The sequence below is a fragment of the Shinella sp. HZN7 genome, assembly GCF_001652565.1.
GTDB classification, from domain to species: Bacteria; Pseudomonadota; Alphaproteobacteria; order Rhizobiales; family Rhizobiaceae; genus Shinella; species Shinella granuli.
Window position 1 is genome coordinate 3662501 of sequence record NZ_CP015736.1, and the last position, 18483, is coordinate 3680983.

The following is an 18483-nucleotide window of genomic DNA, read 5'->3' on the forward strand; positions in this document are numbered from 1 at the left end:
TTACGATACGCTGACGCCGGACGACACGGAATATGCCGACGACGTGATCCCCGTGCGCCGGGCGGCCGATATCGGCGAGATCATGACCGCGGCCGGCTATACCAAGGCCCAGGCCGAAGATCTTTCCTCCTATCTCGAAGGCCCGCTCGGCGGCAAGCAGTTGGCCGAGGGCGACGTGCTGCGCATCTGCATCGCGCAGAAGGGCAAGGAAGCCAGCATCGTGCGCGCCAGCGTCTATTCGCGCGGACGCCATGTGACGACCGCCGCACTCGACGACAAGGGCCGTTTCGTCAATGGCACCGAACCGCCGGTGCTCGACGCCGTCGCCACCGCCTTCGACAACGACGACCGGCCGGCGATCATTGCCGGACGCGACCTGCCGCGCGTCTATGACGGCATCTATCGCGCCGCGCTCTCCTACGGCATGGGCAAGGACATGACGGCGGAGGTCATCCGCGTCCTTGCCAGCAATGTCGATTTCCAGGCGCAGTTGCGGCCGACCGATTCGCTCGAAGCCTTCTTTTCCGTCACCGACCAGAACGGCGCGGCGACGGAGGAATCCGAGATCCTCTTCCTCGACGCCAGGTTCGGCGACACGGAAACCCGTGTCTACCGTTTCCAGAACCCGGAAGACGACTCCGTCGACTATTACGACGAGAACGGCAAGAGCATCCGGCAGTTCCTGCTGCGCAATCCCGTCCCGAACGGCACCTTCCGCTCGGGTTTCGGCATGCGCCGTCACCCGATCCTCGGCTTTTCGCGCATGCATACCGGCGTCGACTGGTCCGCGCCGCGCGGCACCCCGATCATCGCGGCCGGCAACGGCGTCGTCGAGAAGGCCGGCTGGGACTCGGGCGGCTACGGCAACCAGACGCTGATCCGCCATGCCAATGGCTATGTCTCGTCCTACAATCACCAGAACGCCATCGCCAAGGGCATCAAGCCCGGCGTCAAGGTCCGCCAGGGCCAGGTCATCGGCTATGTCGGCTCGACCGGGCTTTCGACCGGCCCGCACCTGCATTACGAGATGATCGTCAACGGCAACAAGGTGGATGCGCTGAAGATCCGTCTGCCCGGCGGCAAGTCGCTGGAGGGCAAGGCCCTTGCCCAGTTCGAGGTCGAACGCAAGCGCATCGACGACCTGCTCGGCCGCGGCGCGCCGACGGAAGTCGCCGAGACGCGTTGAGGCTGCGGGAAATCCCGGAGGCCGCAATGCGCAGGCGAACGGCACCGTCGTTCGCAATCAGATCAATCGAGGAAAAAACGCGTCCCCGCAGGTTCACGCCTTCTTGCGGATCAGGAAACGATGCCCCGCCTCGACGCGCTCGCTCGCTTCGAGCGCGTGGCCGTCCTCGTGGCAGAAGTGGGGAATGTCGATGACGGCGAGCGGGTCGGTGGTTTCCACCCAGAGCGTGCTGCCGGCATCCATCGTCGAAAGGCGCTTGCGCGTCTTCATCACCGGCAGCGGGCATTTCAGGCCGCGCAGGTCGTAGACCTCGGCGTCGTCGCGGGCCGCCGTCGCGGTCATTTCTGCCAGAACTTCCAGAACGGCTTTTCCGCCGTCTTCTCGACGACCTGGACGCTCGGATTTTCCTCCGGCACCGGCAGGGCATCGGCGCCCGCGGCCGGCTTTTCGACACGCTGGCCGGTGGTTGCGACGGCGGTGGTCTGCGTCGTCTGCGCCGCCTGCCGGCCGGCATCCTGCTGGCTCTCCCGCGTCACGCCGGCAACGGGTTCAGCCTTGCGCGGCGCGGTCTTGCTGTTCCAGAATTTCCAGAAGGGCTTTTCCGCCGTCTTCTCGACGACCGCGACGCCCGGATTTTCCTCCGGCACCGGCAGGGCGCCGGCGCCGCGCGCCTGCTTCTGCGCCTTCTCGGCGGCGACGTCGGCAGCGAAGGCTTCCGCTTGCTTGATCTTCGCCTGCTCGGCCGCAAGCTTTGCCTCTTCGGCCTCGCGCACCGCGCGTTCGGCCGCCTCGACCTTGCGCCTTTCGGCCTCCTCCGCCTTGCGCTTCTGCTCGGCGATCTCCCGGGCGGTCATCAGCTTGCCGGCGTCCAGCGAATTGCCGGTCGGCGCATAGGCGAGCTCGCGCCCCTTGCGCTGGTCGGCGACGATCGCCTTGCGCTGGGCCTCCGAAGGCTCGACCCAGACCGTGCCGTCATATTTCTGCATCGCCTTGGCATAGGCCGCGGCATAGGTCTTGTTGTAGCTGCCGAGCGCCACTTCGAGGGCGGCGGGCGTCGTCATCGCCGGGCAGGCACCCGTCGGCGAGAAGGGTTTGTCGGCCTGCTGGTTGAAGACATATTTCTTCTCGCAGACATTGACCTCCGGCGGACGCTTGGTCAGCTCGAAATGGTCGTAGCCGACCTTCAGCATCTTCCAGAATTCGATGTTCGGATTGTCGCGGTGGCGCGCCATGTTTTCCGCGGTCATGCGGAAGGGGAAGGCCTGGAGCTGGATCGTCGACTGGCCGCCGTTGAAGGCGTCGCGCGCGAAGGCGAAGATTTCCACCATCTGCTCGTCGGTCATCGAATAACAGCCGGACGACGAACAGGCACCATGGATCATCAGATGGCTGCCGCTCGCCTTGTTGGCGCGGTCATAGGCGTTCGGAAAACCGGTATTGATTGCCAGGAAGTAGCTGGAATTCGGGTTCATATGCGCCCTGGACAGCGGATAGAACCCTTCCGGCGCCTGGCGATCGCCTTCCTTCATCTTCGGGCCGAGCTTGCCCGACCAGGCGCAGATCTTGTAGTTGCGCACCAGCTGGTAACGGTTCGAGCGGTCGGCCTTCCACAATTCCAGCCGGCCCTCCTCCTTGAAGATGCGCAGCATCATCGGCGAGGAGCGGTCGATGTTCATCGAGGAAAGCTTGCCGAGCACCGCCGAGGAAAGCTGGTAGTCGGTCTTCTTGGAAACCTTGCTGATGTCGACGTCGACCTTGTCGAACGAGTCGAGCGTCTCGTTGGTGCAGCCGGCGGCTGCCACAGCAAGAAGCGATACGGCGGCAAGAACAGTCAGGCGCATTCCAGAAGTCCGTCAACAATCGTCAGATCGCAAGCCGTCGCGCCGGCGGGCGGACGCGCAGTGGTAACCGGCTTATACTTCATAAAGTGTTAACCGGAAATTCTTTCGCGAGGCTGCCGGCACGCCGCACCGTTTCAGACACAAGGATTATGGCCGAGATGGGGCAGAAGGCGGCCAAGGGACGCCGATCGGCACGAATCCACTCAGAGCTGACGGCCGATATTGAGATAGCGCTGGCGGCGATCCTTGCGCAGCTGGTCGCCGGGCTTGGCGGAAAGCTCCTTGAGCGCGTCCGCGATGACGTCGCCGGTGCGCGCGATGACGGCCTGCGGATCGCGATGCGCGCCGCCGACCGGCTCCTGGATGATGCCGTCGATGATGCCGAAGGCCTTCAGGTCCTCGGCCGTGATCTTCATGTTGCTGGCCGCTTCCTTGGCGCGGGTGGAATCGCGCCAGAGGATGGAGGCGGCGCCTTCCGGCGAGATCACGCTGTAGATCGCGTGTTCGAGCATGTAGACGCGGTCGCCGGTGGCGATCGCGATGGCGCCGCCCGAGCCGCCCTCGCCGAGCACCACGGAAACGATCGGCACGCGGACGTTGAGGCACATCTCGGTCGACCGGGCGATGGCTTCCGCCTGGCCGCGCTCTTCCGCACCGATGCCGGGATAGGCGCCGGCCGTATCGATCAGCGTGATGATCGGCAGGCCGAAGCGGTCGGCCATTTCCATGACGCGGATCGCCTTGCGGTAGCCTTCCGGGCGGGCACTGCCGAAATTGTGTTTCAGGCGCGACTTGGTGTCGTTGCCCTTCTCCTGGCCGATGATGGCGACGGGCTCGCCGTTGAAGCGGCCGAGGCCGGCCTGGATCGCCTCGTCCTCGGCGAATTTGCGGTCGCCGGCAAGCGGCGTGAACTCGTCGAAAAGCTGGCCGGCGAAATCGAGGAAATGCGGGCGCTGCGGATGGCGCGCGACCTGCGTCTTCTGCCAGGGCGTCAGCTTGGCGTAGATATCGGCCATCGCCTCGCGGGCGCGCACTTCCAGCCGGCCGACCTCATCCGTCGTGTCGATGCTCTCATCTTCCTCGGCGAGCTTGCGGAGCTCGTGGATCTTGCCTTCAAGATCCGAGATGGGCTTTTCGAAATCGAGGTAGTTGTGCATGAGATGCGTTTCCGATCGTTTGCTCAAACCGCGTCAGGATGCCGTCGGCCGGGACCAGCGGCATGAAGAGGGGTCCTAATCCGGTTTTTTTGCCTGTTTGGCAAGGGGGTGATGGGTCTGAACGAGCTGGTGGAGCCGTTCTTCCAGCACATGCGTATAGATTTGTGTCGTCGAAATGTCCTGATGGCCGAGGAGTTCCTGCACCGCGCGCAGATCCGCGCCGTTCTGCAGGAGATGGCTGGCGAAAGCATGGCGCAGCACATGCGGCGAGAGCGTCGAGGCGCGGATTCCCGCCCGCCCCGCCAGCGCCTTCAGGTCGCGCGCGAACACCTGGCGCGGCAGATGGCCCTCCTTGCTCTTCGCCGGAAACAGGAAGGCGCCCGCCGCCGGATCGTCGCCGATATCGGCCGCCAGCGCCTCGCCATAGGTTTCGAGGGCCGCGACGGCGGCGCGCGACAGCGGCACCAGCCGCTCCTTGTTGCCCTTGCCCTTCACGACGAGGAAGCGACCCGTCTGCGCCAGCACGCTCGCCGGCAGCGAGACCAGTTCGCTGACGCGCAAGCCCGTCGCATAGAGAAGCTCCACCAGGAGATGCATGCGGCGGCGCTGGAGAAGCGTGTCGCCCGGTTCCGCCGCCTCCGTCTCCGCCCGGTCGATCAGGCGGCCGACATCCTCGACGCTCAGCGTCTTCGGCAGCGGCCGGCCCTTGCGGGGAGCATCGAGAATGCCGGTCGGGTCGTCGCCGCGCAGCCCCTCGCCATAGAGGAACTTGAAGAACTGCCGCAGCGCCGAAAGCCGGCGGGCCTGCGAGGAGGCGGCAAAGCCCTGCCGGGCGAGATGGGCGAGATAGGCGCGCAGGTCGTCCGCCGTCGCCTCCACCAGGCGCACGCTCCGTTCGTTGAGGAAGGAGCGCGCATCCGCGAGGTCCCGCTCGTAGGACTGCAGCGTGTTCGTCGCCGCGCCGCGCTCGGCGCTCATCATTTCGAGAAAGGATTCGACCTGAAGGGCGGATGGATCCCTCATTGTTGCGGGTTCACCCGCTCGGAAGGAATGCGGATCGTCACCTCGCGCTCCGTCGGCTCCACGAAGGTCACCAGCGCCACCATCGTGCCGTAGATCGAACCGGCGATCACGGCGCAGAAGAACAGGAATCGGAACAGGGTCGGCATGGCGCTCTCCGGGGCGATGGTCCCTATATCGCCCCGCCATCCGCCGAGCGCAAGGCCGGCCACGGGCCGACACGAACGATGGATCGGCACCAAGGCTTGACGCTTCCGGCGCTTTTGTCGATACGGAAAGGGACGAAACCCCGGAAAACACGCATGACCGAGCTGACCGACCAGGCCCCTCTCACGCTTGCCGCTGAGGCCCGCGCCGCGCTCGGCAAGCGCAACCTCGTGCTGATCGGCCTGATGGGCGCCGGCAAATCGGCGATCGGCCGCATGACTGCGCAGGCGCTCGGCATTCCCTTCATCGATTCCGATCACGAGATCGAGCGCGTCTCGCGCATGTCGATCACCGACCTGTTCGCGGCCTATGGCGAGGCCGAGTTCCGCGCGCTGGAGACCCGCGTCATCAAGCGCCTGCTGCGATCCGGCCCGCGGGTCGTGTCGACCGGCGGCGGCGCCTATATCAATGAGAACACCCGCAAGCACATCAAGCGCGGCGGACTGTCGGTCTGGCTGAAGGCCGACCTCGACGTCCTGTGGGAGCGCGTCAACAAGCGCGACACCCGCCCGCTGCTGAAGACGGAGAACCCGCGCCAGACGCTCGAAAACCTCATGAACGCCCGCTATCCGATCTATGCGCAGGCCGATCTCACGGTCCTGTCGCGTGACGTTAAGAAGGAAACCATGGTGGAGGAGGTGCTCACCGCGATCACCGCCGCCACCAAGAAAGCCTGACGAGATGACGATGACTGCACCTGCCACCACCCGCCGCACCGTACGGGTAGACCTCGGCGACCGTTCCTATGACATCCTGATCGGCCCGGGCCTCATACCCGCCGCCGGCCGGGAGATCGCCAGCCGCCTCAAGGGCCGCAAGATCGCCGTCATCACCGACGCGCATGTCGCCCCCCTCTATCTCGACGATTTCATGGCCGCGCTGAAGGCGGAAGGCATCGAGGCCGTCTCGCTCGTGCTGCCGGCCGGCGAGAAGACGAAGAGCTTCGAGCACCTGATCAGCGTCTGCGACAGCGTGCTCGCCGCCCGCATCGAGCGCAACGACGCGGTCGTGGCGCTCGGCGGCGGGGTCATCGGCGACCTCACCGGCTTTGCCGCCGGCATCGCGCGCCGCGGCTCGCGCTTCATCCAGGTGCCGACCTCGCTGCTCGCGCAGGTCGATTCCTCCGTCGGCGGCAAGACCGGCATCAACTCTTCGCACGGCAAGAACCTCATCGGCGTCTTCCACCAACCAGACCTGGTGCTCGCCGATACGGACGTGCTCGACACGCTTTCCCCGCGCGAATTCCGCGCCGGCTATGCCGAAGTCGCCAAATACGGCCTGATCGACAAGCCGGACTTCTTCGCCTGGCTGGAAAAGAACTGGCGCGCCGTCTTTGCCGGCGGCGAGCCCCGCATCGAGGCGATCGCCACGAGCTGCCAGGCGAAAGCCGACGTCGTTGCCGCCGACGAGCGGGAGAACGGCCAGCGCGCCCTGCTCAATCTCGGCCACACCTTCGGCCATGCGCTGGAGGCGGCGACACACTATGATAGCGCCCGCCTCGTGCATGGCGAGGGCGTCTCGATCGGCATGGTGCTCGCCCACCAGTTCTCCGCCCGCATGAACCTTGCCAGCCCCGACGACGGCAAGCGCGTCGAGGCGCATCTGCGCGAAGTCGGCCTGCCGACCGCCATGGACCAGATCCCGGGCGGCCTGCCGCCAGCGGAGGTGCTGATGGATGCCATCGCCCAGGACAAGAAGGTCAAGGGCGGCAAGCTCACCTTCATCCTGACGCGCGGCGTCGGCCAGTCCTTCGTCGCCGATGACGTGCCGCAATCCGAAGTCGTCGCTTTCCTCAAGGAAAAGCTGCCGAAATGAACAGCGACACGCCCGCCGCGCTCGCTCCCCTCCCCTGGCCGCTGATTGTTGTCCTCCTCGGCCTGATCGTTCTCGCCGCCGTTCTCTTTCGCCGGCGCAGATCGATCGCCGCGCGCTGGCACGCGCACCGGGAGACGCGCGAGGCGGACGTCGATCGCCGGGGCGGCCAATCCCCCCGCGACGGCGCGGCGGCAAGATCCGATCGCGAAAAATCCTCCGGCATGCTCGACCTCGATGCCCTGGAAGTCTCCGACATCATGATCCATCGCACGACCATGCGGGCGCTCAATGCCGGCGACCCGCCGGAGGAGATCGTCAAGGCCGTGCTCGAAAGCCCCTATACGCGCATGCCGCTCTGGGCGGGTTCCGTCGACAACATCGTCGGCGTCGTGCACGCCAAGGATCTCTTGCGCGCGCTGGCGGAGCCGGGCACCGAGCCGAAGAACCTCGACATCACCAGGGTGGCGCAAAAACCCTGGTTCGTGCCCGATACGACGACACTCAAGGAGCAGCTCGCCGCCTTCCTGCGCCGCAAGGAGCATTTCGCGACCGTGGTCGACGAATATGGCGAGGTGCAGGGCCTCGTCACGCTGCAGGACATCCTGAAGGAGATCGTCGGCGACATCTCCGACGAGAAGGCCGTCGACATGCAGGGCGTGCGGCAGGAGGCGGACGGTTCGCTCGTCGTCGACGGCGGCGTGACGATCCGCGACCTCAACCGCGCCTTCGACTGGAATCTTCCCGACGAGGAGGCGACGACCATTGCCGGCCTCGTCATCCACGAATCGAAATCGATCCCGGAAGAGCGCCAGGCCTTCACCTTCTACGGCAAGCGCTTCATCGTGATGAAGCGGGTGAAGAACCGCATCACCAAGCTGCGCATCCGCCCCGTCGAGCCGGAAACACCGCGAACCTGATTACCAGCGCGTCGCCTCGCCGGGCGCGGCCGCCTCGACGGCCAGCGCATGCAGCCCCGCATCGAACTCCGCCTTCACCAGGTCGTTGATCGCCCGGTGGCGCGCCACGCGGCTCATGCCGGCAAAGGCGGCAGCGACGATGCGCACACGCATATGCGTCTCCCCCGCGCCGTTGAAATCCGGCTGGTGGCCGGCATGCAGATGGCTCTCGTTGATGACATCGAGCCGTTCCGGCGCGAAGGCGGCGGTCAATTTTTCGCTGATGCTGGACTTCATGGACATGGCAGACCTTCGGCGGCGGAAACCGTGCGCCGCGATGCACAAAATGGTTCCACAAAGCCAGCAACAATCCGCTTTGTCAATTCTTGTTGCGGGCCCTCCGGAACCCCATAATGGGGCCATGAAACTCGATTCCAAATACTTCGACCGCATCCGCACGAAGCGGCGCGTGGAGCGTCCCGAACGCTCCGCGCCGACCTGTCAGTGGGATGGCTGCGAGGAGAATGCCGTGCATCGCGCGCCCGTCGGCCGCAATGCCGAAGGCCAGTATTTCATGTTCTGCTTCGAGCACGTCAAGGAATACAACAAGGGCTACAACTACTTCTCCGGCCTCTCCGACGGCGAGATCGCCCGCTACCAGAAGGAGGCGATCACCGGCCACCGCCCGACCTGGACGATCGGCGTGAACAAGGCGGCGAAGAACGGCCCGACGCAGGGCACGGCGCGCTCCGGCACGGCCGGGGCAAATCAGCGCATCCGCGATCCCTTTGGCTTCTTTGCCGAGGGGAAAGGCCGAAGGCCGCAGATGGAGCCGCGCGCCAGGAAGCTGAAAACGCTGGAGGCGAAGGCCTACGACACGCTCGGCCTTGCCGCCACCGCAACGGCCCAGGACATCAAGACCGCCTACAAAGCCCTTGTCAAAAAGCATCACCCCGATGCAAATGGCGGAGATAGAGGCTCGGAAGAGCGTTTTCGCGCGGTCATCCAAGCATATCAATTGTTAAAGCAGGCCGGCTTCTGCTAGAGCATTTTGCGGCCGGACGGAATCGCCCGGTTTCGCACGATGCTATCAGGCAAAGGGCGCAGTCGGCGTGCACTAGGATATTGGGGTGGAGGCGAAGAACCCGCCGCCCGCGGAGACGTGATGAGCAAGATGGATCTCGATATTTCCAACCTCCCCGATACCACGGTATCCGTCCGGGAGGTTTTCGGCATTGATACGGACCTCAAGGTTCCGGCCTATTCCAAGGCGGATGCCTATGTGCCGGACCTCGACCCGGACTACCTGTTCGACCGGGAAACCACCCTCGCCATCCTCGCGGGCTTCGCGCACAACCGCCGCGTCATGGTCTCCGGTTATCACGGCACCGGCAAGTCGACCCATATCGAGCAGGTCGCGGCCCGCCTCAACTGGCCCTGCGTGCGCGTCAATCTCGACAGCCATGTCAGCCGTATCGACCTCGTCGGCAAGGACGCCATCGTCGTCAAGGACGGCCTGCAGGTCACAGAATTCAAGGACGGCATCCTGCCCTGGGCCTACCAGCATAATGTCGCGCTCGTCTTCGACGAATACGATGCCGGCCGCCCGGACGTGATGTTCGTCATCCAGCGCGTCTTGGAATCCTCCGGCCGCCTGACGCTGCTCGACCAGAGCCGCGTCATCCGCCCGCACCCCGCCTTCCGCCTGTTCGCCACCGCCAACACGGTCGGCCTCGGCGATACGACGGGCCTCTACCACGGCACGCAGCAGATCAACCAGGCGCAGATGGACCGCTGGTCGATCGTCACCACGCTGAACTACCTGCCGCACGACAACGAAGTCAGCATCGTCGCCGCCAAGGTGAAACGCCTTGCCGCCGGCAAGGACGGCCGCGACACGATCTCGCGCATGGTCCGCGTGGCCGACCTTACCCGCGCCGCCTTCATCAACGGCGACCTCTCCACCGTGATGAGCCCGCGCACGGTCATCACCTGGGGCGAAAACGCCGAGATCTTCGGCGATCTCGCCTTTGCCTTCCGCGTCACCTTCCTCAACAAGTGCGATGAGCTGGAACGCACGCTGGTCGCGGAACTCTACCAGCGCGCCTTCGGCGTCGAGCTGAAGGAAAGCGCCGCCAACATCGTGCTGGAGGCGACGGCCTGAGGCCCGGGAAAAGCGCATGGCAGCTCGCGGAGACAATTCGAAGCCGAGGCCCGGCGGCGTGGTCGACATGGAGCCCTTCCGCCGCGCGGTGACGGGCTGCGTGCGCGCCGTCGCCGGCGATGCGGAGGTGGAGGTTTCCTTCGCCAACGAGCGGCCCGGCATGACCGGCGAGCGCATCCGCCTGCCGGAACTCACGAAGCGCCCCTCGCCCACCGAAGTCGCGATCACCCGCGGCCTCGGCGATTCGATGGCGCTGCGCAAGGCCTGCCACGACGCGCGCATCCACGCAACGATGTCGCCGCAGGGCGCCGACGCCCGCGCGATCTTCGACGCGGTCGAGCAGGCACGCGTCGAGGCCATCGGCTCCAACCGCATGCCGGGCATGGCGCAGAACCTCACCACCATGCTGACGGAGAAATACGCCAAGGCGAATTTCGGCGCGATCACCCGCCAGGCCGATGCGCCGCTCGAAGAGGCCGTTGCCCTCATCGTGCGCGAGAAGCTGACGGGCCAGGCCCCGCCGGCCTCCGCCGGCAAGGTGCTTGATCTCTGGCGCGACTTCATCACCGACAAGGCCGGCAAGGACATGGACGGGCTTTCGGCCGCCATCAACGACCAGCAGGCCTTCTCCCGCGTCGTGCGCAACATGCTCGCCTCGATGAACGTCGCCGAACAGTATGGCGAGGACGAAACCGAACCGGATGATTCGGAGACGCCCGAGGACGAGGACCAGCCGCGCAGCGACGAGCAGGAAGACAACGAGAGCCAGGAAGACGCCGGCGACGACGCGGCGCCCGCCGACGAGAACGAGACGTCCGACGAGCAGATGGACGAAGGCGAGATGGACGGCGCGGAGATCTCCGACGACGATCTCGTCGACGACGACGGCGATGACAGCGAGACGCCCGGCGAGGTCCGCCGCCCAAACCATCCCTTCAGCGATTTCAACGAGAAGGTCGACTACACGGTCTTCACCGAGGAATTCGACGAGATGATCACGGCGGAAGAGCTGTGCGACGAGGCGGAGCTTGATCGCCTGCGCGCCTTCCTCGACAAGCAGCTCGCCCATCTGCAGGGCGCCGTCGGCCGCCTGGCGAACCGCCTGCAGCGCCGCCTGATGGCGCAGCAGAACCGCGCCTGGGAATTCGACCTCGAAGAGGGCTATCTCGACAGCGCCCGCCTGCAGCGCATCATCATCGACCCGATGCAGCCGCTCTCCTTCAAGCGCGAGAAGGACACGACCTTCCGCGATACGGTCGTGACGCTCCTCATCGACAATTCCGGCTCGATGCGCGGCCGGCCGATCACTGTCGCCGCCACCTGCGCCGATATTCTCGCGCGCACGCTGGAGCGCTGCGGCGTGAAGGTCGAGATCCTCGGCTTCACCACCAAGGCCTGGAAGGGCGGCCAGTCGCGCGAGAAATGGCTCGGCAGCGGCAAGCCGCAATCCCCCGGCCGCCTCAACGACCTCCGCCACATCGTCTACAAGGGCGCGGACGCCCCCTGGCGGCGCGCGAGGCGCAATCTCGGCCTGATGATGCGCGAGGGCCTGCTCAAGGAAAACATCGACGGCGAGGCGCTGATCTGGGCGCACAACCGCCTCTTGGCCCGCCCTGAGCAGCGCCGCATCCTGATGATGATCTCGGATGGCGCGCCGGTCGATGATTCGACGCTCTCGGTGAACCCCGGCAACTATCTGGAACGGCACCTGCGCGCCGTCATCGAGCAGATCGAGACGAAGTCGCCGGTCGAGCTTCTCGCCATCGGCATCGGCCACGACGTCACCCGCTACTACCGTCGCGCCGTGACCATCGTCGATGCCGACGAACTGGCCGGCGCGATGACGGAACAGCTTGCCTCGCTCTTCGCCGACGAGGCCACCAGCCGACGACCAGCCGGCCGCCGCCGTGCCGGCTGAGCCGGCGCGACGCCGGCGCATAGGGAGCCTTCTGCGAGGCCTCCCTCTTCTCGCCGTCACCATAGCGCTTTCGCTGCCGTTGCCGGGGTCTGCGACGGCGGAGGGCGTCGCGCTTCCCGTCACCAGCCGCGCCATCACGCACTTCACTTTCGGCTCCGACCAGCGCATCTTCGGCAAGCTCGAATTCCTCGGCGGCATCAGCTATTCGTCCAGCAATCCCCTGCTCGGCGCCGTCTCGGCGATCCGTTTTCGCGCCGACCGGCAGGATTTCGTCGCCGTGCTCGATACCGGCCACTGGTTGACCGGCCGCATCGAGCGGGACGCCGAAGGCCGCCTGAGCGGCCTTGCCGATCTCAACATACGCTCGATGCTCAACGAGGAAGGCCAGGACGAGAACGTCAAGTACCAGATGGATGCGGAGGGCCTTGCCCTCGGCGAGGGCGAGGTTCTGGTGAGCTTCGAGAACGTCCACCGCATCGACGCCTATCCCGACCCCGGCTTCATGGACGCAAGGCCCGCGCGCCAATTGCCGCTCCCCTTCCCCCGGCGCGAGCTGCGCAGCAACCGCGGCATGGAGACGCTGGCGATGTCACCGGAGGCGGGACCGCTCGGCGCCGTGCCGGTCACCGTCACGGAACGCAGCCTCGATCCCGACGGCAACGTCTTCGCCGCCGTGCTCGGCGGCCCGCGCACCGGCACCTTCGCGGTCACGCGCAACGACCCCTGGGACATCACCGACGGTGCCTTCCTGCCGAATGGCGACCTCCTGCTGCTGGAGCGCCGCTTCCGGCTCTCCGACGGCGTCGGCATGCGCATCCGCCGCATCGACGGCGAGAGTATCCGCCCTGGCGCGGTGGTCGATGGCGAGGTGCTGATCGACGTCGATCTCAGCCACCAGATCGACAATATGGAGGGGCTGGACGTCGTGGTGATGGGTGAGGACGATATCCGACTGATCGTCGTCTCCGACGACAACCACTCGATTCTCCAGCGCAACCTGATGCTCGAATTCCGCCTGCCACCCGGAAAGTAAGGCCACCCGCCACCCCTCCGCCAAAAGCCCGGCCTTGAAACCGGGCATTCACGCTCCAGGCGCGGCGATGGGCCCTCGGCTCAAGGCCAAGGGATGAAGACGGCGGGTGGGGCAAGGCGTGTCCGTCAACCTGTTCGCCCGTCGGCTGTGCTTTCTTCTCAGGCCAGCTTTTCGACGCCCGGCATCGGCTTCAGCTTGCTCATCAGCGCACCATAGGGCAGCAGCATGACGAAGCCGACCAGAACCTTCACCGAAAAATCGCCGAGCGCCCAGGAGATCCAGCGCGGGGCTTCCGCGGCAAGAACGCCCAGGATCGGTGCCCATTCGATCGCGAAGGCATCGTTCGGGCCGAAGACGGAAAAGGCCGGCGCGAAGGCGAAGGAGAAGAACAGGATCGTGTCCAGCAGCGAGCCGATCAGCGAGGCGATCAGCGGCGCGCGCCACCAGGCCTGCCGGCGGAGCGTGTTGAAGACCGAGATGTCGAGCAACTGGCCGAAGAGGAACGCCGAGCCGGATGCGATCGCGATGCGCGGCGAGGCGACGGCGAAGGAGAAGGCCACCGCCACGACGAAACCGGCGGCGACGACGCGGCGCGCGACGCGCGGGCCGAACTGGCGGTTGGTGAGGTCGGTGATGAGGAAGGCGACCGGATAGGTGAAGGCGCCATAGGTCAGGAGGTCGCCGAGGTTGATGCCCAGCAGCACGCCCGAAAGCGGATACTGCACCAGCACGTTGGAGGCGACGACCACGGCCGTCATCAGGAGGACATAGAGAAGGGTAATGCGGTTCGCGAGCATTTTTTTATCCTGGGTGATGCCACCAGTTGGAGGGATGAGGCGATTCCGGGAAAAGCGGCTTTCCGCAGGAATTGCGTTTTAGCGCAAAGCATTGAGGCCTGCCCGGGACCCGGTCAAGCCTCAATGAAACGGTCTGACGTGACGCCTTGGATCAGGCGGCTGCAGCGGTCTTCTTGGCGATCTGGCGGCGCAGCAGGCGAGCGCGCATCGACAGTTCGTTCTCTTCGGCCTTCAGCAGGAAGGCGTCGAGGCCACCGCGGTGCTCGACCGAGCGGAGGGCAGCGGCGGAAACGCGAAGACGGAAACGCTGGCCGAGGGCGTCGGAAATCAGCGTGACATTGCACAGGTTCGGCAGGAACTTGCGCTTCGTCTTGTTGTTTGCGTGGCTCACATTGTTGCCCGACTGGACGCCCTTGCCGGTCAATTCGCAACTACGGGACATGGTACACCTATTTTTCTTGGTTCAGGACAATACGTTTCCGGCACCGAAACCGGCCGCAGTCCGTCTGGCCTTTTTGGAAAGTCGCGGTTCTATAGTCACAGGCGGCGCCGACGTCAAGCCAAACCTGCCGTTCACCCTGAATTCAGTTGCCAAAGGCCATGATTTGCAGGCAAGAGCAAGTGGAACGGACTTTTGCCGCGGCGTAGAATCGCCGCAATGGCAGACTAGGCGGAGCGTCTCAATGGGAGTCGTGAAGATGAGCAGGCGGGTTTGGGTTGCTGGCGCTGTCATGTCGCTTGCCCTTGCGGGTGGTGCAACGCCGCTTTCGTCGGCGGAAATCGAGCATCGCACGGATTACAGCATCCGCCTGTCCGGCCTGCCGGTGGCCACCGCCACCTTCCGCTCGGCCTTCAACGGCAACCGCTACACGATTTCCGGCAGCCTGCAATCGGCCGGCCTTGCCGATATCTTCTCGAGCACCAAGGGCACGACCTCGGTCTCCGGCACCGTGAGCCGCGGCCGGCTGCACGCCACCAACTATTCGGTGAACTACAAGAGCGGCAAGCGCAGCCGCGCCATCGACGTCACCTTCCACAACGGCAATGTCATCACCGCCAGCATGACGCCGCCGCGGCGCAAGCCGAAGAACTGGGTGCCCGTCTCCACCGCCGACATGCGCGCCGTGCTCGACCCGATTTCCGGCCTCATCATCCCGGAGGGAAGCCGCGTCTGCCCGAAGACGCTGCCGATCTTCGACGGCGAGAGCCGCCTCGACCTGAAGCTGAGCTCCAAGGGCACCAAGCCCTATTCCACCAAGGGCTTCGAGGGCGAGGTCGTCGTCTGCGGCATCCGCTTCGTGCCGAAATCCGGCTATCGCAAGGGCCGCGACGACGTGGAATACCTGCGCAAGCTGCAGACGATGGAAATCTGGTTTGCCAAGGCCGAGGGCGCGAAGGTATATGCTCCGGTCTATGTACAGATTCCGACCAAGCTCGGCCCTGTCACCGTCTCGGCCACGCGCTTCGGCGGCTGACGCGCCCGGCCCGTCGGCGGACCGGCGGGAGTGATCGGCCTTGAAGACGCGTGCGACCCTGATTGGCTTTTCGGCGATCCTGATGTGGTCGCTGCTCGCGCTCTTTACCGCGGCCTCCGGCAAGATGCCGCCCTTCCAGCTCTCCGCCGTCTGCTTCCTGATCGGCAGCCTGCCCGGCATCCTCGTGCTCATCGCCCGGCCCGAGCGCACCAGGCTTCTGCGGCAGCCGGCCAAGGTCTGGCTCACCGGCATTCTCGGCCTCTTCGGCTACCACTTCCTCTATTTCACCGCGCTGCGCAACGCGCCGGCCGTGGAAGCCGGCCTCATCGCCTATCTCTGGCCGCTGCTCATCGTCGTCGGCTCGGCGCTGCTGCCGGGCGAGCGGCTGAAATGGAACCATGTCGTCGGCGCGTTCCTCGGCCTCGGCGGCACGGTGCTCATCGTCGGCCGCAACGGCTTCGCCTTCGACGATGCCTATCTCCTCGGCTATGGCGCGGCCTTCCTCTGCGCCTTCACCTGGTCGGGCTATTCGCTGCTCACCCGCCGCTTCGAGGCGGTCTCGACGGATGTGGTGACCGGCTTCTGCCTCGCTACCGCCCTCCTCTCGCTTGCCTGCCACCTGATGCTGGAAACCACGGTCTGGCCGCAAACGGGCTTCGAATGGTTCGCCGTCGCCGGCCTTGGCCTCCTGCCCGTCGGCGCGGCCTTCTATGCCTGGGATTTCGGCGTCAAGAACGGCGACATCCAGATCCTCGGGGCGGCCAGCTATGCCGCACCGCTGCTCTCGACGCTCGTGCTGATCCTTTCCGGTTTTGCCGAACCGTCCTGGCGCATCGGCCTTGCCTGCCTGCTGGTCACGGGCGGGGCCATCCTCGCCGCCAAGGACATGATCTTGCGCAGGGCGGCGGCAAGCCCGGCCTGATCACGCGCCCGGCTCCCAGCCGGGCGGCGCCATCTCGAAGGAGGAGAAGAGGAAGCCCGGCGAGACCGTGCAGCCGACCAGCGTCCAGTCGCCGAGCGGTTCGGCCGATTGCCACCAGTTCGCCGGCACGATGACCTGCGGCCGTTCGCCCGCCGCAAGATCCGGCCCCAGCACCTGCACCGCCGCCCGCTCCGCACCGTCGCTCACCGACAGCGCCAGCGGCCCGCCGGCATAATGATGCCAGATCTCGACGGCATCCCTCACCCGATGCCAGTGCGAGCGCTCGCCCCGCTCCAGCAGATAAAAGATGGCCGTCGAATGCCCCCGCGTCCCGCCCGCCGTGTCGCGAAAGGTCTGCACATACCAGCCGCCTTCCGGATGCCGCTCCATGCCGAGCCGGGCGATGATATCCTGCGGCGTCATCAGAACCGGTCCTTGCGCGCACGAATTTCCGCAAAGACCTCGGCGTCGCTCGCCTTTTCCATGCGAAGATGACGGCGGATCGCCGGATCGGCAGCCCGCAGGAAGGGGTTGGTCGCCTTTTCGAGGCCGATGGTCGTCGGCGCGGTGAACGCGCCTGCCGCCCGAAGCGACTCGATCTCCGCCACGCGGCTTGCGAGCGCGGCATTGTCCGGATCGACGGTTATGGCAAAGCGCGCATTGGAGAGCGTGTATTCATGGCCGAAATAGACGGTCGTCTCCTCCGGCAGCGCGGCGAGTTTCGACAGCGAATCCCACATCTCAGCCGGCGAGCCCTCGAAGAGCCGGCCGCAGCCGAGCGCAAAGAGCGTATCGGCCGCAAAGAGTAGCCTTTCCCCGGGCAGATGGAAGCAGATATGTCCCGCCGTATGCCCCGGCGTCAGGATGACCTCGACAGGCTTGCCGGCGAAGTCGAAACTGTCGCCGCCATCCACCTTGCGGTCGATACCCGGGATCGTCTCGCGCGCCGGCCCGATGATCGTGACGCCGAAGCGGTCCTTCAGCGCGAGATTGGCCTCGACATGGTCGTTGTGGTGATGCGTCGTGAAGATATGGCTGAGCGTCCAGCCGCGACGGGCGAGCGCATCGAGGATCGGCTTTTCCTCCGGTGCATCGATGCTCGCGGTCGCCCCCGTCACAGGATCGTGCAGCAGCACGCCGAAATTGTCGCTGCGGCAGGGAAAGAGGTCTATTTCCAGCGGGGTCATGGCGCATTCCTCATCGCATTGGCGGGCGGTCGGCGGGAATGTAAGGCAATCGGCCTTGAAGTCCACCGGCCCGTCGCGCACATTCAGGTCATGCATGCCGATATCGTCGACCTTCGTGAATTCTATCACTCGCCGCTCGGGCGCCTCGCCGACCATTCGATCGCCATGGCGCTCGCCTCGCTCTGGGCGCGCCTGCCGGACGAGCGGCTGGTCGGGCTCGGCTATGCCGTGCCCTATCTGGAACGGTTCCGCGCCGATACGGAGCGCACCTTCGCCTTCATGCCGGCCGGCCAGGGTGCGGTGAACTGGCCGCCGGGCGAGCTCTCCTCCACGGCCCTCGTCTTCGACGAGGAACTGCCGCTGCCGGATGCCTCGGTGGACCGCGTGCTGATGGTGCATTCGCTGGAATTTGCGGAAAACCCGCGCGAGACGATGAAGGAACTCTGGCGCGTTCTGGCCCCGGGCGGACGGCTCGTCATCGTCGTGCCGAACCGGCGCGGCGTCTGGGCGCGCATGGAGCACACGCCCTTCGGCTCCGGCCGGCCCTATTCGCGCGGCCAGTTGACCGCGCTGTTGCGCGAGACCAACTTCACGCCCGGCGCCTCGGCCGAAGCGCTGTTCTTCCCGCCCTCCAAGCTGCGCAGCGTGCAGAAACTGCGCGGCGCCTTCGAGCGGCTGGGGCGCACGCTCTGGCCGATGTTCTCCGGCGTCATCATCGTGGAGGCGCAGAAGCGGCTCTACCAGGGCCTGCCCGTCGCCGCCCGCGCCTCGCGCCGCGTCTTCGTGCCCGTGCTCGCCCCGCACGGCGTACCGACGACGCGCGAGCGCGCGGCGCGCTGATCCCCTCGACAAATGCCGGCCCGCC

20 protein-coding genes and 1 pseudogene (1 of these 21 running past the window's edge) are annotated in these 18483 nt (G+C 65.9%); 11 read left to right on the forward strand and 10 right to left on the reverse strand.

Going from position 1 to position 18483, the window contains the following annotated elements:
* A protein-coding gene (locus shn_RS17600) for a M23 family metallopeptidase (RefSeq protein WP_064331560.1) crosses the window boundary here: on the forward strand, positions 1-1186 show its 3' portion. Its footprint begins 770 nt before the window's first position; only the last 1186 of its 1956 coding nucleotides appear in the window; the start codon falls outside the window, past its left edge; it ends in the stop codon at positions 1184-1186.
* A 93-nt stretch (positions 1187-1279) separates the two neighbouring features.
* On the opposite strand, the gene shn_RS17605 is transcribed toward shn_RS17600, so the two are convergent.
* The 5 genes from shn_RS17605 to shn_RS35890 all read right to left on the reverse strand — a co-directional run bounded on the left by shn_RS17605 (position 1280) and on the right by shn_RS35890 (position 5353).
* Positions 1280-1528 carry a sulfurtransferase TusA family protein gene (locus tag shn_RS17605; protein WP_064331561.1) on the reverse strand — a complete coding sequence of 83 codons (249 nt, stop codon included), beginning with the start codon at positions 1526-1528 and terminating at the stop codon, positions 1280-1282.
* On the reverse strand, positions 1525-3027 hold the full coding sequence (locus shn_RS17610) for a murein L,D-transpeptidase family protein (RefSeq protein ID WP_064331562.1): 1503 nt from the start codon (positions 3025-3027) through the stop codon (positions 1525-1527). The genes shn_RS17605 and shn_RS17610 overlap by 4 nt, the downstream gene beginning before the upstream one ends.
* Positions 3028-3230: 203 nt before the next feature.
* The gene (locus shn_RS17615) at positions 3231-4184 is read right to left on the reverse strand and encodes an acetyl-CoA carboxylase carboxyltransferase subunit alpha (RefSeq protein WP_064331563.1); all 954 of its coding nucleotides are present in this window, start codon (positions 4182-4184) and stop codon (positions 3231-3233) included.
* Between the two features lie 75 nt (positions 4185-4259).
* Positions 4260-5207, reverse strand: a complete 948-nt coding sequence (locus tag shn_RS17620; RefSeq protein WP_064331564.1) for a site-specific tyrosine recombinase XerD — start codon at positions 5205-5207, stop codon at positions 4260-4262.
* Complete coding sequence (locus shn_RS35890) at positions 5204-5353, reverse strand: hypothetical protein (RefSeq protein ID WP_133034593.1); 150 nt, start codon at positions 5351-5353, stop codon at positions 5204-5206. Before shn_RS35890 ends, shn_RS17620 begins: the two co-directional genes overlap by 4 nt.
* A gap of 153 nt (positions 5354-5506) precedes the next feature.
* On the opposite strand from shn_RS35890, the gene shn_RS17625 reads away from it, so the two are divergent.
* The 3 genes and pseudogenes from shn_RS17625 to shn_RS17635 form a co-directional block, all read left to right on the forward strand.
* Positions 5507-6088 carry a shikimate kinase gene (locus tag shn_RS17625; RefSeq protein ID WP_064331565.1) on the forward strand — a complete coding sequence of 194 codons (582 nt, stop codon included), beginning with the start codon at positions 5507-5509 and terminating at the stop codon, positions 6086-6088.
* Positions 6089-6098: 10 nt separating this feature from the next.
* On the forward strand, positions 6099-7226 hold the full coding sequence (gene aroB / locus shn_RS17630) for a 3-dehydroquinate synthase (protein ID WP_206362184.1): 1128 nt from the start codon (positions 6099-6101) through the stop codon (positions 7224-7226).
* Between the two features lie 218 nt (positions 7227-7444).
* Positions 7445-8143: pseudogene (locus shn_RS17635) on the forward strand (transporter associated domain-containing protein); the annotation flags it as partial.
* Here the strand turns inward: shn_RS17635 and shn_RS17640 are convergent.
* Positions 8144-8425 carry a BolA family transcriptional regulator gene (locus shn_RS17640; protein ID WP_064331567.1) on the reverse strand — a complete coding sequence of 94 codons (282 nt, stop codon included), beginning with the start codon at positions 8423-8425 and terminating at the stop codon, positions 8144-8146.
* A 118-nt stretch (positions 8426-8543) separates the two neighbouring features.
* Between shn_RS17640 and shn_RS17645 the strand changes: the two genes are divergently transcribed.
* From shn_RS17645 to shn_RS17660, 4 genes are all read left to right on the forward strand, one after another.
* On the forward strand, positions 8544-9167 hold the full coding sequence (locus shn_RS17645) for a DnaJ domain-containing protein (protein ID WP_064331568.1): 624 nt from the start codon (positions 8544-8546) through the stop codon (positions 9165-9167).
* 120 nt (positions 9168-9287) lie between these two features.
* A complete protein-coding gene (gene cobS / locus shn_RS17650; RefSeq protein ID WP_064331569.1) occupies positions 9288-10286 on the forward strand; it encodes a cobaltochelatase subunit CobS in 999 nt (332 codons plus the stop codon).
* 16 nt (positions 10287-10302) lie between these two features.
* Positions 10303-12204: a cobaltochelatase subunit CobT gene (gene cobT, locus shn_RS17655; protein WP_064331570.1), complete on the forward strand. Its 1902-nt coding sequence runs from the start codon at positions 10303-10305 to the stop codon at positions 12202-12204.
* Positions 12205-12235: 31 nt separating this feature from the next.
* The gene (locus tag shn_RS17660) at positions 12236-13237 is read left to right on the forward strand and encodes an esterase-like activity of phytase family protein (RefSeq protein WP_168168953.1); all 1002 of its coding nucleotides are present in this window, start codon (positions 12236-12238) and stop codon (positions 13235-13237) included.
* 158 nt (positions 13238-13395) lie between these two features.
* Here the strand turns inward: shn_RS17660 and shn_RS17665 are convergent, their stop codons facing one another.
* Positions 13396-14034 carry a VUT family protein gene (locus shn_RS17665; protein ID WP_064331572.1) on the reverse strand — a complete coding sequence of 213 codons (639 nt, stop codon included), beginning with the start codon at positions 14032-14034 and terminating at the stop codon, positions 13396-13398.
* Between the two features lie 151 nt (positions 14035-14185).
* A complete protein-coding gene (rpmB, locus tag shn_RS17670) occupies positions 14186-14476 on the reverse strand; it encodes a 50S ribosomal protein L28 (RefSeq protein ID WP_064331573.1) in 291 nt (96 codons plus the stop codon).
* Positions 14477-14717: 241 nt separating this feature from the next.
* On the opposite strand from rpmB, the gene shn_RS17675 reads away from it, so the two are divergent.
* Positions 14718-15509, forward strand: a complete 792-nt coding sequence (locus shn_RS17675) for a DUF3108 domain-containing protein (protein ID WP_371328569.1) — start codon at positions 14718-14720, stop codon at positions 15507-15509.
* Between the two features lie 40 nt (positions 15510-15549).
* Entirely contained in the window at positions 15550-16431 is an 882-nt protein-coding gene (locus shn_RS17680) for a DMT family transporter (RefSeq protein ID WP_064331574.1), read from the forward strand.
* Here shn_RS17680 and shn_RS17685 read toward each other — a convergent pair whose 3' ends face one another.
* Both shn_RS17685 and gloB read right to left on the reverse strand, forming a co-directional pair.
* Positions 16432-16854, reverse strand: a complete 423-nt coding sequence (locus shn_RS17685) for a cupin domain-containing protein (RefSeq protein ID WP_064331575.1) — start codon at positions 16852-16854, stop codon at positions 16432-16434.
* Complete coding sequence (gene gloB / locus shn_RS17690; RefSeq protein WP_064332682.1) at positions 16854-17618, reverse strand: hydroxyacylglutathione hydrolase; 765 nt, start codon at positions 17616-17618, stop codon at positions 16854-16856. Before gloB ends, shn_RS17685 begins: the two co-directional genes overlap by 1 nt.
* Positions 17619-17708: 90 nt before the next feature.
* Here gloB and shn_RS17695 point away from each other — a divergent pair, with 90 nt between their 5' ends.
* Complete coding sequence (locus tag shn_RS17695) at positions 17709-18458, forward strand: class I SAM-dependent methyltransferase (RefSeq protein WP_064331576.1); 750 nt, start codon at positions 17709-17711, stop codon at positions 18456-18458.
* Positions 18459-18483 lie beyond the last annotated feature (25 nt).